The organism is Aeribacillus sp. FSL M8-0254 (genome assembly GCF_038008845.1).
Taxonomy (GTDB): Bacteria; Bacillota; Bacilli; order Bacillales; family Aeribacillaceae; genus Aeribacillus; species Aeribacillus composti.
This window is the reverse complement of record NZ_JBBOZY010000001.1, coordinates 3266056-3278864: the sequence shown is the minus strand read 5'-3', so window position 1 is coordinate 3278864 and position 12809 is coordinate 3266056. Positions and strand designations below refer to the sequence as shown.

Below are 12809 nucleotides of genomic sequence, written 5' to 3'. Positions count from 1 at the left end.
AGGGGAAACAGTATGAAATTAGTAGCTATTGATTTAGACGGGACATTGCTATCTTCCAATTTATCCATATCAGAAGAAAATCTTACAGCTATTCGGGAAGCACAAAATGAGGGAAACATCATCATGATTTGCTCCGGCAGGGCGCCTGAGAGTATTCGTGAACTGCTGGACGAATATGATTTTGCATGTCCATTTGCAGCAAGCAATGGAACAGTTGTCGTAATCGAAGGAGAAAAGCCGAAATACATTTCAATGAACAAACAAAACATGTTGGAAGCAGCCGAAATTTTGGAGAGTTATGGTGTGCCGTATAAACTTTATACAAATGATGGTATTTGGATGCCGGAAGACTGGAGCGCCAAAGTTCGCTCTGCTCTGCAGTCGAATCCGGAGCTGGCAAAATGTTTGCTTGAATCTGAGTACAAACAGTTTATCGAGCAGCCAAAAAGGACCGACAATAATCGATACTTTCGTCATATACAAGATGTTATAAACCGCGGTGATTTATCGGTCCAAAAGTTTTTTATTTTGCAATTTAATCAACATACTAGAAAAGAAATCATGGAACAATTAGAAAACATTGCTGGGATTGCGGTTACGACATCAGGTGACTACAACATTGAAATAATGGATGAAAAGGGAAATAAAGGATACGGATTAAAAGCTGTTGCCAAGCACTACAATATCCCATTGGAACAAACGATTGCGATTGGTGATAATTTCAATGACGTTCCAATGCTGGAAGCTGCAGGGCTTTCCGTTGCAATGGGGAATGCCGAGCCTGAGGTGAAAGAAATGTGCGATATCGTGACCAGGACAAACGATGAACACGGTGTTGCCCATGCTATTCGACAATTTGTGCTGTAAATGGTTTATGGATGTGAAGGGGTGTCTAATAAGTCGTTTTTACGGCTTATTGACGCCCCCTTTAATGTTTTATAAACGTTGATATATCGACGTTTATAATTTTGGTGCGCCCGGCATGTACATGAACTATAGGGTGTAAGTCCCGAACCCCGAAGACAGAAGTAGAGGTTAGCTCAACGAAAGGGTGTCCGTGGTGACGCGGAATCTGAAGGAAGCGAGCGGCAAACTTTAAGGTCTCTCGGAACACGAACTTCATATGAGGCTAGGTATCACTGGGTGAGTTTGCCAAACAAAACAAAGCTCTTTCTGTCGAAGGTCATATCGAGTAAATGAGGCGGATAGATGGTGTGAAAGTGCATGTACTTACCCGGGGAGGTCTGGCGGATAGGTGAAATGCTCTTCATAACCTACTTAGTGATAAGTAGCTGAACCGTCAGAAGTCAGCAGAGGTCATAGTATTAGTTGGTCTAGAACAACTAAGAAGGACCGAACAATTAAGAGAGAATAGCCCTTGGCATTCAGTGAGTCATGATGAACACAGGAAACGTAGTACCTCACTTGAGGGAGGAAGCGGTGAATACCGTGGGAGACCTCTTGGAGGGTGGAGTGACCACTGGCATAAAGATTACACTCTTACCCGGGGAGGTCTGGCTGGCACGCCAAGTAACCTTGGTAACCTATCTAGTGATAGATAGCTGAACCGTCAGAAGTCAGCAGAAGTCATAGTACTCTTTCAAGCTCGAGATGGAAGAGGAAGGACTGAACAATTAAGGAGAACGAATCGCTAGGCGTTCATCTTCTGTGTGGAAGCAGACAATCCGATAGGACTTACTTGAAGGAGGAAGTGGTGAATCACACGGGGGACTTCAAGAGGGTGGAGCAGAAGATGGCACAAATAGAAGAATTCGTTCACGTGGAGCTACGTCATACTTAATTGAACCGCCGTATACGGAACCGTACGTACGGTGGTGTGAGAGGACGGGAGTTAATCGCTCCCTCCTACTCGATTTACGATAGGGATTTGACTTTCTGGATAGCTCCTTTCATTTTATTTACTATTGAAAACTGCGACGGTGCGGCTTCTTTGAGGCGGGCAATAAAAAAGTGTGATGAATTATTGTTTCGCTAGTTCTGTCTGCCATACTTTTTTTAACATAGCTGTTTCGTCACACGATGGAAGTTTCGGACAATTGATGCAATCCTTCCACATTTTTTGCGGGAGAGATTGCTTGTCAACGATATCGAATCCTAGTTTGGTAAAAAACTCGATTTGATACGTTAAGGCAATCAAATTTTCAATTTCCAACCTGTTTGTTTCATAAATGATTTGTTTTACGAGCTCTTTTCCGATGCCTTTTCCGGTATGGTCAGGGTCAACGGCCAGCGAGCGGATTTCAGCCAAATCTTTGTCTAAAATATGCAAGCTGGCAACGCCAGCCACTGCTCCGCCTTCATCTGCAACATAAAAATTTTGTAAATTTTCATAAATAGATGCGTACGTTCTGCTGAGCAGTTTTCCTTCCAATGCATAATGTTTAATTAATTGATAGATGGCATCTGTATCGCTCATAGTCGCTCTTCGAATGTGCATGTATACTCCCTCATTTAATCGAATGAATAATTATAAGTAAAATAAAATATTTATTCATATATATTATCGGTATGAACATTATTTTGTCAATAAAAAAACCAAACAATTTATAATTATGCAAGTTCATCAAATCTTTAAACATTTTCTGTAAGTAAAATTTTGGCGGGAGAAAATATTTGATAAGAGGATTTTACTACAAGGAAGCTAGCATTCAATGTAATTTATGGTAAAAAATGATGTTTATAAGAGAGGTTTAATCTTCTTCATCCATCAAATTGTGGACAAATTCAGGCATTTTTTCTAAATGTGTTGAAAATGAGTCTTATTCTTATTATAATTGATAACGAATCTCATTATTAATTTATTACGGAAAGAGTTAAAAAATGAAAAAACGATATTTGATCATTGCTCTCATTATTCTTTCAATTGCATCGATTTTTATCGGGGTAAAAGATATTAAACCAACTGATTTATTCAATTTGACAGATGAACAAATACAAATTTTGATCATCAGCAGAATTCCGCGCGTTATTAGCATTATTATTGCAGGAACGAGCATAAGCATTGCCGGTCTTATTATGCAGCAGCTGAGCAGAAACAAGTTCGTTTCCCCAACTACGGCAGGAACGATGGATTCCGCCAGATTGGGGATTTTAGTTGCGATCATGGTTTTTGCAGACGCTAGTCCGATTCAAAAAATGATTGTCGCTTTTGCTTTTGCACTTTTAGGAACATTTATCTTTATGAAAATATTAGAAAAAATTAAATATAAAGATACTATTTTTGTTCCTCTAGTCGGGCTGATGTTCGGCAATATCATTGGATCTATCACTACTTTTTTTGCATACAAAAATAATTTGATTCAAAATGTTTCCTCATGGCTGGAAGGAGATTTTTCGTTAATTTTAAAAGGTCAATATGAATTATTGTACGTCAGTATTCCTTTTGTATTAATTGCATACTTGTATGCGAATCAATTCACTGTCGCTGGAATGGGAGAGGAATTTTCGAAAAATTTAGGCTTGAATTATAAACAAGTTGTCAATATCGGACTTGTTATCGTAGCTTTGATCACTTCATCTGTTGTATTGACGGTTGGAACCATTCCGTTTCTAGGTCTTGTCGTTCCGAATATTGTCGCCATATACAATGGAGACCATTTGAAAAAGAATTTGATTCATACCGCTTTGCTCGGTGCTGTTTTCGTTATGTTCTGCGATATTTTAGGGCGAATCATTATATATCCGTACGAAATCTCGATCAGCTTAACCGTCGGTGTCATCGGCAGTGCCATTTTTGTTTACTTACTTATGAGGAGAAAAGCATATGGGTTATAGAGCGAAAATAACATCTCTTCTAGTGGTCGCAGTCCTTTTAATGATCACTTTTTTGTTCATCGACCTCGGCAAAAATTGGGATTATGCATTGCCGCGCCGTTCGGTGAAGATGCTGGCGGTTATTATTACAAGTGTAGCAATCGGTTTTTCAACATTAGTATTTCAAACGATTACAAACAACAGAATTTTAACTCCGAGCATTTTAGGTTTAGATTCTTTATATATGCTTTTGCAAACCATGCTTGTCTTTTTATTTGGTTCAACACATGTTGCGATGATCGATAAAAATATTAACTTTGCGCTTTCCTTGTTCTTTATGATGCTGTTTGCACTGATCTTTTACAAATTCCTTCTTCGAGGCGAGGGTCAAGACATTTATTTTCTTCTTCTAATTGGACTGATATTCGGAACATTATTTAACAGCTTGACTTCTTTTATGCAAGTGCTGATAGATCCTAACGAATTTCTAATTGTGCAGGACAGAATGTTTGCCAGCATCAATAACGTGAATACGGATTTGCTGTACTTGTCGATTGCCGTTATGCTGCTGGCGGGTCTTTATTCACTGAAATATGCCAAATATTTAGATGTGCTGGCACTTGGAAGGGAGCATGCGATTAATCTCGGCATTGATTACGATCATGTTGTCAAAAGGCTTTTGATCATTGTGGCTGTTTTCGTTTCGATTTCGACAGCTTTAACCGGTCCGATGACGTTTTTAGGCCTTCTTGTGATTAACGTGGCAAGGGAATTTTTAAACACATATAAACATAGTGTTTTAACAATCGGGACCGTTCTTTTTTCCATCATTGCGTTGGTTGGCGGTCAGCTATTGGTCGAAAGAGTGTTTACATTTTCAACTACGTTAAGTGTTGTCATTAATTTTGTTGGAGGGGTTTATTTTATTTATCTTCTATTAAAGGAGAATCGATCATGGTAGAAGTAAAAAATGTTTCAAAACAGTACGGAAACAAATTTGTAGTAAAAGGCGTCTCGCTGAAAATTCCGAAACAAAAAATCACAGCCTTCATCGGCCCAAACGGAGCTGGGAAAAGCACGCTGCTATCAATGATCAGCCGATTAATAAAAAAAGATGAAGGAGAAATCTTGATTGACGGAAAAGAAATTGGCGCATGCAAAAGCAACGATTTGGCGAAAAAAATTTCGATCTTAAAGCAATCAAACCACATTAATCTTCGCTTAACAGTCAGGGAACTTGTCTCTTTCGGCAGATTTCCGTATTCAAGCGGAAGATTAACAAAAGAAGATCAAAGGCATGTGGATGAAGCGATCCGTTACATGGGGCTTGAAGAGATTGAACATAAATTTCTTGATCAGTTGAGCGGAGGCCAAAAGCAGCGGGCTTTTATCGCTATGGTGATCGCGCAGGATACCGAATATATTTTGCTTGATGAGCCATTGAACAATTTAGATATGAAGCACTCTGTGCAAATTATGAAAATGTTAAGAAAACTTGTCGATGAACTTGGAAAAACAATTGTCATTGTACTGCACGATATCAATTTTGCATCGGTGTATGCCGATTATGTGGTTGCAATGAAAGATGGAGAACTCGTACACGTCGGGCCAACTGATCAAGTCATAGATCATTCTGTCTTAAAAGACGTATATGATATGGATATAAACATCCAGCAAATAAACAATTGCAAAATATGTGTGTACTTTTCTTAAAGGGTAGTATTGATGGAGGCATTTTGATAAACATCTCAGCAGAAGGAAGAGCTGTCAGCTCTTCCTTACAAAGAATTCGAAATGATAATGATTTTCTTATTCAATTGCGAGATGTTTAAAGAATTGCCGACATCATTTAAAAAATATACAGGGGGTAATTTTTATGAAAAAGTTTTTAGTTTTTCTCATTGCTTCTTTGATGGTTTTTTTTGTTGCAGCTTGCGGCTCGAACGGAGCAACTAGCGGCGAAGGTGAAAAAAATGACACGAAACAGGAGTCAGAAGAACTGACAATTAAGCATCAACTTGGCGAAACAAAAGTGAAGAAAAATCCAGAAAAAGTCGTCGTTTTTGATTTTGGTGCTCTTGACACATTGGATAAGCTTGGCGTTGAAGTGGCAGGTGTACCGAAGGATAACCTTCCATCCTATTTAAAAGACAAATACAGTGACGATAAATATGAAAATGTCGGCGGTTTAAAAGAACCGGATTTTGAAAAAATCAGTTCGATTGAGCCTGATTTGATCATTATTTCCGGAAGACAATCAGAGGTTTATGAAGAGTTTGAGAAAATTGCACCAACCATCTTTATGGGTGTTGATACAACGAAATATTTAGAGTCATTCCATGAAAATGTGAAAACACTTGGAGAAATTTTCGGTAAAGAAGAGGAAGCTGAAAAAGAACTGGCAGCAATCGATGAATCGATTAAAAAGCTAAAAGAAAAAGCAGAAGCGTCTGGAAAAAATGCATTAGTTATTTTAGCCAATGAAGGGAAAGTCAGCGCATATGGACCGAAATCTAGATTTGGACTCATCCATGATGAATTTGGAATTAAAGCTGTAGATGAAAACATTGAGGTTTCTACACACGGACAAAGCATTTCATTTGAATATATTGTTGAAAAAAATCCTGATTACTTATTTGTGGTAGACCGCGGTGCTGTTGTAGGCGGCCAATCATCTGCAAAACAAACAGTAGAAAATGAATTAGTGAAAAAGACAAATGCCTACAAAAACGGCAATATTGTGTACTTAGATCCTAACTACTGGTATTTATCCGGCGGCGGATTGATTTCGGTTGCTGAAATGGTGAAAGAAGTGGATAATGTGATCCAATAATTTTTCAAAAGGGAGCTGAAAACAGCTCTCTTTTTTCATATGCGCCCGGGCATGGGTGTAATCTCTAGGGTGAAAGTCCCGAGCTGTAAAGACAAAAGTAGCAGTTAGCTTAACGCAAGGGTGTCCGTGGTGATGTGGAATCTGAAGGAAGCGGGCAGCAAACTTAAGGTGTCTCTCGAAACACGAACTTCATATGAGGCCAGTTGCCATTGGATGAAACAAAGTCCTTTCTGTCGAAGATGGTACAGAGTAAATGAAGCAGACAGGTGGAAGGAAAGACTGCACCCTTACCCAGGGAGGTATGACCGACATGTCGAATTGATTAGTATGTGCTTGAACGTCTCAACCTTTTCGATAAAAGAAACAGACGCAAGAAACACATCCATATGCCGAAAGTCATAGACGAGGTCAACATTTGATTATGAGACTCGCAAGTTAGACACCGTGAGAAGGCATTACAAAAAGCCAATACCTTGCTACATAGTATTGGCTTTTAATCATTGATGAAAAATGAAGTGAATAGACTCTCATCTCCAAAAACAATAGCGGTACTTATTAAGACAGAAAGCCAGGTGTGCTTTTCCTATAATCCCGTCTACCGCTAACATACAAAAGCATTGAAATTCCATAACGGCTCTAACGCTACTTCCATAAAAAGTTGCCCACAAATACTTGACTCAAACTTTTTCATTTGAAAATAAGGGATGAACGGAGTATTTATAGTATGATAGAGAAAAAGGGGGAAGAAAGGCATGGGGAATTTACATGGGAAACGGATCGCTATCACAGGCTCTCGAAAGAGCGAGGAAATTTCCACGTTAATTCGTAAAAAAGGAGGGGAGCCTGTTATTCGAGCTATTCAAGAAACAATAAAATGCTCTCCTTCGGATTTGGAGGCTGATCTTCGAAGCATTGTTGAAAAAGGGACTGACTGGGCTGTGTTTACGACAGGAATAGGGACGAACGCTCTGTTGGAAGCGGCAGAAAAGATCGGCATTTTGGATTCATTAATAAACGTTTTAAAAGAAGCAAAAATAGCTGCCCGCGGCTATAAAACGAAAGCGGCTCTTAAACAAATCGGTATTCAGCCGGATGCTTGTGATGATGACGGAACGAATGACGGGCTGCTTCGGGCTATTGAAGGATTTTCTTTTAAAGACAAGCATGTTTTTTTACAATTGCATGGAGAACCGGTGCCAAAGCTTTCAGAATGGTTTGAAAAGAACGGAGCGATTTTGCATGAAATTTTGCCATACCGCTCCATTGTACCTAATCCTGAGACCGTTGAGCAGCTGCTGGATGAAATAATCCAGAATAAGCTGAATGCTGTTGCGTTTACAGCTGCCCCGCAAGTAAGAGTGCTTTTTAAATTGGCTGAAAAAAAAGGAGCAACATCCGACCTTATAGAGGCATTTCAACAAAATGTTTTGGCAGCAGCCGTCGGCAAAGTAACTGCTGGAGAATTGAAGGAATATGGGGTGCAGCGCATCGTGGCTCCAGAGCTGGAGCGGATGGGGGCGATGATTGTCGCTTTGGATGAGTATTTTCAATGATGTTGTCGTCAAAAAATTTAATGGCTGATTGTGTGTATAAAAAACAGGTGGAGCGTGACAGCTTCGAGGATGAATCACGTCCACCTGGGTTTGAACTTTTTACCTAAAAATCAGTATGTATGAAAGCATCGATTTATTTCATGAAAAACAAATACTGTAAATTTTGTGCAATATAATTCGGGTAAATTTTGTTTTTTTCAATATCTTCTTTTCTAGAGGCTCCGGTTAATACAAGGCATGTGCGGCAATTATTTGTTTTTCCAAGCAAAATATCGGTTTCTAAACGATCGCCAATGATTAAGCACCTGTTGCTGTTTATGTTTAATTTTTCAAGAATTTTTTTGCCGTAAAAAGAGGAAGGCTTCCCGATCACCTGATCGATCGGCCGTCCTGATGCAGCTTCTATTGCTTTCGCTATTGCCAGTGTATCTGAGATATACCCTTCAGGAACTGGACAAAGCGAATCCGGATTGGCTGCAATTAATTTGGCTCCATTACGAACCGCGTTCATTGCCAAATTGAGTTTTTCGTAAGTAAAGCAGCGATCAAGTCCGACAAGTACGTGGGTCGCGTCCATAGGATTGTCGGTCATTTTTAGTGAAAATTTATGGAATTCTTCCGAAATCGCTTTTTCACCTACAATATAGACTAAAGCATCCGGAGATTTCTCTAAAAAATATACAGCTGACAAATAAGAAGCTGTCATGATTTCGTCCAGTTTCGCTTGAATTCCTAAATGATGAAGCCGCTTTCTGCATTCTTCTCTTGTTTGTGTCGATGTATTTGTGATAAAAAGAATTTTTTTGTTATGGCGCCTTAATCGGTCGATCGTTTCTTTTACACCGGGCAAAAGTTTATTGCCAATATATATAGTTCCATCTAAATCAAAACAATATGCATCAAAATCGTCAATGTGTAACAATACAATACTCCACCTTTATTCTGTTGAAAGTTCTTTTAGAAGAATTTCTTTGCCTTCGCGTAACTTTTCTAACGGTGTTCCGGGGGCATATTCTAGGATGAGCTGACAATCGATTGATTGTTCATGAATCGTTTTAAAGATTTCTTGCCATGGGACAGTTCCTTCACCGATTGGCAAGTGATCGTCTCCTGTTCCGTTATTATCATGAACATGGAGGGCAATCAGTCGATCCTTTGTCTGCTTCATTATTTGCGGAATATCCCAACCGTTTAAATTTGCGTGGCCAATATCAAGTAAATATCCTGCCGTGTCATGAATATTTTCTAAAAAGCTTATAAACTCATCTTGCGTAAAAATCGAACTGCCGTTGTATCCGACGTTTTCGATTGCCAGCTTGACGTTCAAAGGTTTAGCAAATTCACATAATTGATGGATATAATCTTCAGCTCGCTGCTTTGCTAAACGTTTGTCAAAAACCGGAGAAAAACAGAACCCAGGATGGATCACAACATGCGAAGCCTGAATCATGCCGGCAAACTCAATCGCTTTTTTGTATTCAAAAAATGAAGCTTCCCGAATCGCTTTATTTTCACTTGTTAAGTTAATATCCCATGCTGGCGGATGAATGGTGTAGCCGATGGGCAATTCTTTTAGTTTGGAAGACAATTTTTTGAATGATTTTTCCATGTCATCCCATTTTTCGCCATCCATTAATAGTTCAACTTTATCAGCTCCATATTCAATTAAGTCATGGACATTTTTTAAAGGATCTTTTGATACAAGCGGCAAATCAGAATAACAGATTTTTCTTTTCATAAACAACCACCTCATGAAAGATATGTTTCCACATTGATTTTGTGATTCATCGGACTGCTTTCATTCAGATCCAGCTCTTGCGGATAGCCTATTGATTGTGTGGATTCTTGATCAAAAATATGAATACGATCCATTTTTGGTTTTAAATAGACCATTTCCCCCGGATGCCAATTCTTTTTTTCACTCATCGCAATCACTTCATGACCTTCTAAATTTATATAAATACTGTAGCTGCTTCCTTGGTTTTCCACGTATTTCACTGTGCCTTTTAATGTGTTTTCTTGGGGAGTTTTATAAATTTCTAGATGTTCTGGACGAATTCCAAAAACAAACGTTTTAGCATTGCTTTCATTTATTTTTCGGATCCACATCGGATGCAATAAAAATGATTGTTTCCCGATCACAACTTTGCCATTATAATAATCCATATCGACAATATTCGTTGGAGGCGAGCCGATAAATTTTGCCGTAAAGATGTTTGCAGGGCGGTTATATACATTTTCCGGCGTATCTACCATTTGCAATTGCCCTTGATTCATTAACGCAATCCGATCCCCTATAGTCATTGCTTCAATTTGATCATGTGTAACATAAACGATTGTTTGCTTATACATTTCATGGATTTTCACTAGTTCCTTGCGCGCAGATACTCTTAGCTGCGCATCTAAATTTGATAATGGTTCATCAAGCAGAAAGAAATCAGATTTTTTTACAACGGCTCTTGCTAAAGCGACACGCTGCCTTTGCCCGCCGGATAAATCTTTCGGCAATCTGTTTTCATATCCTTTCAGCTGGAGCATTTCTAACACAGCATTTAATCTTTTTTGAATTTCGTCTTTATGAACCTTCTGAACTTTTAAACCGTACGTAATATTTTCAACGACATTCATATGAGGATATAATGCATAATTTTGAAATACCATCGCTACATTTCTTTTTCCGCTTGGAATGTCATTCGCCTTTACGTCATTCAAATATAAGTCGCCCGAAGTAATTTCTTCAAGGCCTGCAATCATGCGTAAAGTTGTCGATTTGCCGCATCCGGACGGACCTAGAAGAACTAAACGTTCTCCAGGATGAATGGTAAGATTGAGCCCTTTTACAACATGTGTTTTTCCATAGGATTTCCAAACGTTTTCAAATCTTATTTCCTTCATTGTGCCATCCTCCGTTATTTAATTCCAGAAGAAGTAAATGTTCCGATAATATACTTCTGGAAAATTAAATATAAAGTTAAAGGTATTATCATTGTGATGACTGATACGGCCATGGCGACAGTAAAATTCGTGCCGCCTTCTGAGCTGATGTACATCTGTAAAGCAAGAGGCAATGTATAATTTTCCTTGCTTTTTAAAATGAGCACCGGCCATACGTATTCGTTCCAGGTAGTAATGAAAAACCAGATGCCTGTTGATGTGACAGCCGGTCTCACTAATGGGAGAACGATATCTTTCATAATCCGGGCGTGTCCAATATGATCTAATTTGGCTGCTTCAATTAACGAGATGGGGATTGTTTTCATCGACTGCCTCATTAGAAAGATACCAAGCGCATTGGCAAGCTGCGGCAAAATAACACCCCAAACGCTGTTGACTAAACCGATACCCGATATGATCAAATAGTTTGGAATCATTGTTACGGTAAAAGGGATAAAAATTGTACTAATTAACATAAAATATAAAATGTTTTTCCCTTTAAACTGCAAAAATACGAAAGCATACGCTGCTAAAAATGAAGTAATCAGTTTGAAAATTGTCGCAACAGAGGCAATAATGAACGTATTCATCGTAATTTTGAAAGCAGGTAAACTATTAAAGAATGTGATATAGTTTTCGAATGTCGGATTTAACGGAACTATGTTCAAAACATTGTTGTAGGCATCTTCCAACGTTTTAAACGATGAACCTAATGCAAAAACGATAGGATATAATAGAATAATGATTGTGATGATAAAAATAATGTGCCAAGGTATCGCAACAGATCGTTTAATTTTCATAATAGATACCTCTTTCAACAAACTTAAATTCAAGAACTAATAATATGAAAAAGATTAACATCGTCATAATTGATAAAGCTGCAGAATGTCCTGTTCTGTAAAGTACGAAGGCTTCGTGATAGGCGTGATAAATCGCGTTCGAACTGGCGTAATTTGGACCGCCTTGCGTTATCACTTTTATGGGTGTGAATACATACTGCAGCCCTTGGACGATTGTGATGATAAATACATAAATGCCAGTGGCGCTGCTCATAGGCAAGACGATATGGAAAAATATTTTCCATAAAGGCACATTATCCAAACGGGCAGCTTCTATTATTTCGCGTGAAATACCGTTGATAGAAGCATAAAGGACGATAAAGTTATAGCCAAATACTTTCCAGGATGTAATCAAACTTAAAACCAATATGACCCAGCCGTCTAATTTGCTCCAAATCGGCATTTCAATGCCGAACCATCCTAAAATAATGGCAACAGGTCCGGAAACTGGATTTAAAATCCACGTAAACAATATCGAACCGACGACCAATGAGATGAATGCCGGCAGAAACAAGGCGCTTTTATAAAAACCATTAAATCGTTTTAAAATTAAATCTAAAACGAAAGCAAAAAGATACGGTATGATACAGTTTATAACTAATAAGAAAGCAATATATATAAATGTATTTCCCAATATTTTATATGTATTTCGATCTGATAAAACATCAATGTAGTTTTTCAATCCGACAAATTCTTTTGTCGGAGTAATCATGTTCCAGTCAAAAAAGCTTAAATAAATCGTGTATAAAAATGGCCAGAACATGAATATCGAAAATATAATTAACGTTGGAATCAATAAGCAATACGCTTTCCAACTCTCTTTATTTTTTAAAACCGTCCCATCACTCATATTTTTATTACCCTCCGTACTGATAC

The 12809-nt window shown here is 38.4% G+C and carries 12 protein-coding genes; 6 read left to right on the top strand and 6 right to left on the bottom strand.

What is annotated here, in order from left to right; all coding sequences use genetic code 11:
• Nucleotides 1–12 precede the first annotated feature (12 nt).
• Nucleotides 13–867 carry a Cof-type HAD-IIB family hydrolase gene (locus NSQ44_RS15930; RefSeq protein ID WP_340857624.1) on the top strand — a complete coding sequence of 285 codons (855 nt, stop codon included), beginning with the start codon at nucleotides 13–15 and terminating at the stop codon, nucleotides 865–867.
• Nucleotides 868–1981: 1114 nt separating this feature from the next.
• On the opposite strand, the gene NSQ44_RS15925 is transcribed toward NSQ44_RS15930, so the two are convergent.
• Nucleotides 1982–2458 carry an N-acetyltransferase gene (locus tag NSQ44_RS15925; RefSeq protein ID WP_063386801.1) on the bottom strand — a complete coding sequence of 159 codons (477 nt, stop codon included), beginning with the start codon at nucleotides 2456–2458 and terminating at the stop codon, nucleotides 1982–1984.
• A 383-nt stretch (nucleotides 2459–2841) separates the two neighbouring features.
• Between NSQ44_RS15925 and NSQ44_RS15920 the strand changes: the two genes are divergently transcribed.
• The 5 genes from NSQ44_RS15920 (at nucleotide 2842) to NSQ44_RS15900 (ending at nucleotide 8160) form a co-directional block, all read left to right on the top strand.
• On the top strand, nucleotides 2842–3795 hold the full coding sequence (locus tag NSQ44_RS15920) for an ABC transporter permease (RefSeq protein ID WP_339197568.1): 954 nt from the start codon (nucleotides 2842–2844) through the stop codon (nucleotides 3793–3795).
• A complete protein-coding gene (locus NSQ44_RS15915; RefSeq protein WP_340857623.1) occupies nucleotides 3785–4735 on the top strand; it encodes an iron chelate uptake ABC transporter family permease subunit in 951 nt (316 codons plus the stop codon). Before NSQ44_RS15920 ends, NSQ44_RS15915 begins: the two co-directional genes overlap by 11 nt.
• Nucleotides 4729–5487 carry an iron ABC transporter ATP-binding protein gene (locus NSQ44_RS15910; RefSeq protein ID WP_094244445.1) on the top strand — a complete coding sequence of 253 codons (759 nt, stop codon included), beginning with the start codon at nucleotides 4729–4731 and terminating at the stop codon, nucleotides 5485–5487. The genes NSQ44_RS15915 and NSQ44_RS15910 overlap by 7 nt, the downstream gene beginning before the upstream one ends.
• 163 nt (nucleotides 5488–5650) lie before the next feature.
• The gene (locus NSQ44_RS15905) at nucleotides 5651–6607 is read left to right on the top strand and encodes a siderophore ABC transporter substrate-binding protein (protein ID WP_340857622.1); all 957 of its coding nucleotides are present in this window, start codon (nucleotides 5651–5653) and stop codon (nucleotides 6605–6607) included.
• Between the two features lie 752 nt (nucleotides 6608–7359).
• Entirely contained in the window at nucleotides 7360–8160 is an 801-nt protein-coding gene (locus NSQ44_RS15900) for a uroporphyrinogen-III synthase (RefSeq protein ID WP_340857620.1), read from the top strand.
• A 133-nt stretch (nucleotides 8161–8293) separates the two neighbouring features.
• Here the strand turns inward: NSQ44_RS15900 and NSQ44_RS15895 are convergent, their stop codons facing one another.
• The 5 genes from NSQ44_RS15895 to NSQ44_RS15875 are packed head-to-tail and all read right to left on the bottom strand — an operon-like array spanning nucleotide 8294 to nucleotide 12783.
• Nucleotides 8294–9082, bottom strand: coding sequence for an HAD-IIA family hydrolase (locus tag NSQ44_RS15895; protein WP_340857619.1), 789 nt, complete (start codon nucleotides 9080–9082; stop codon nucleotides 8294–8296).
• Between the two features lie 15 nt (nucleotides 9083–9097).
• On the bottom strand, nucleotides 9098–9898 hold the full coding sequence (locus tag NSQ44_RS15890; RefSeq protein ID WP_063386793.1) for a sugar phosphate isomerase/epimerase family protein: 801 nt from the start codon (nucleotides 9896–9898) through the stop codon (nucleotides 9098–9100).
• An 11-nt stretch (nucleotides 9899–9909) separates the two neighbouring features.
• Nucleotides 9910–11055, bottom strand: a complete 1146-nt coding sequence (locus NSQ44_RS15885) for an ABC transporter ATP-binding protein (RefSeq protein ID WP_340857618.1) — start codon at nucleotides 11053–11055, stop codon at nucleotides 9910–9912.
• A gap of 14 nt (nucleotides 11056–11069) precedes the next feature.
• On the bottom strand, nucleotides 11070–11894 hold the full coding sequence (locus tag NSQ44_RS15880) for a carbohydrate ABC transporter permease (protein WP_003252244.1): 825 nt from the start codon (nucleotides 11892–11894) through the stop codon (nucleotides 11070–11072).
• Nucleotides 11884–12783, bottom strand: a complete 900-nt coding sequence (locus tag NSQ44_RS15875; protein ID WP_340857617.1) for a carbohydrate ABC transporter permease — start codon at nucleotides 12781–12783, stop codon at nucleotides 11884–11886. The genes NSQ44_RS15880 and NSQ44_RS15875 overlap by 11 nt, the downstream gene beginning before the upstream one ends.
• Between the last annotated feature and the right edge of the window lie 26 nt (nucleotides 12784–12809).

Excerpts from the sequence above, each read along its gene's own strand:
- NSQ44_RS15930 (WP_340857624.1), top strand. The coding sequence starts at position 13 with ATGAAATTAGTAGCTATTGATTTAGACGGGACATTGCTATCTTCCAAT.
- NSQ44_RS15910 (WP_094244445.1), top strand. The coding sequence starts at position 4,729 with ATGGTAGAAGTAAAAAATGTTTCAAAACAGTACGGAAACAAATTTGTA.
- NSQ44_RS15890 (WP_063386793.1), bottom strand. The coding sequence starts at position 9,898 with ATGAAAAGAAAAATCTGTTATTCTGATTTGCCGCTTGTATCAAAAGAT.
- NSQ44_RS15880 (WP_003252244.1), bottom strand. The coding sequence starts at position 11,894 with ATGAAAATTAAACGATCTGTTGCGATACCTTGGCACATTATTTTTATC.
- NSQ44_RS15925 (WP_063386801.1), bottom strand. The coding sequence starts at position 2,458 with ATGCACATTCGAAGAGCGACTATGAGCGATACAGATGCCATCTATCAA.
- NSQ44_RS15915 (WP_340857623.1), top strand. The coding sequence starts at position 3,785 with ATGGGTTATAGAGCGAAAATAACATCTCTTCTAGTGGTCGCAGTCCTT.
- NSQ44_RS15900 (WP_340857620.1), top strand. The coding sequence starts at position 7,360 with ATGGGGAATTTACATGGGAAACGGATCGCTATCACAGGCTCTCGAAAG.
- NSQ44_RS15885 (WP_340857618.1), bottom strand. The coding sequence starts at position 11,055 with ATGAAGGAAATAAGATTTGAAAACGTTTGGAAATCCTATGGAAAAACA.
- NSQ44_RS15905 (WP_340857622.1), top strand. The coding sequence starts at position 5,651 with ATGAAAAAGTTTTTAGTTTTTCTCATTGCTTCTTTGATGGTTTTTTTT.
- NSQ44_RS15920 (WP_339197568.1), top strand. The coding sequence starts at position 2,842 with ATGAAAAAACGATATTTGATCATTGCTCTCATTATTCTTTCAATTGCA.
- NSQ44_RS15875 (WP_340857617.1), bottom strand. The coding sequence starts at position 12,783 with ATGAGTGATGGGACGGTTTTAAAAAATAAAGAGAGTTGGAAAGCGTAT.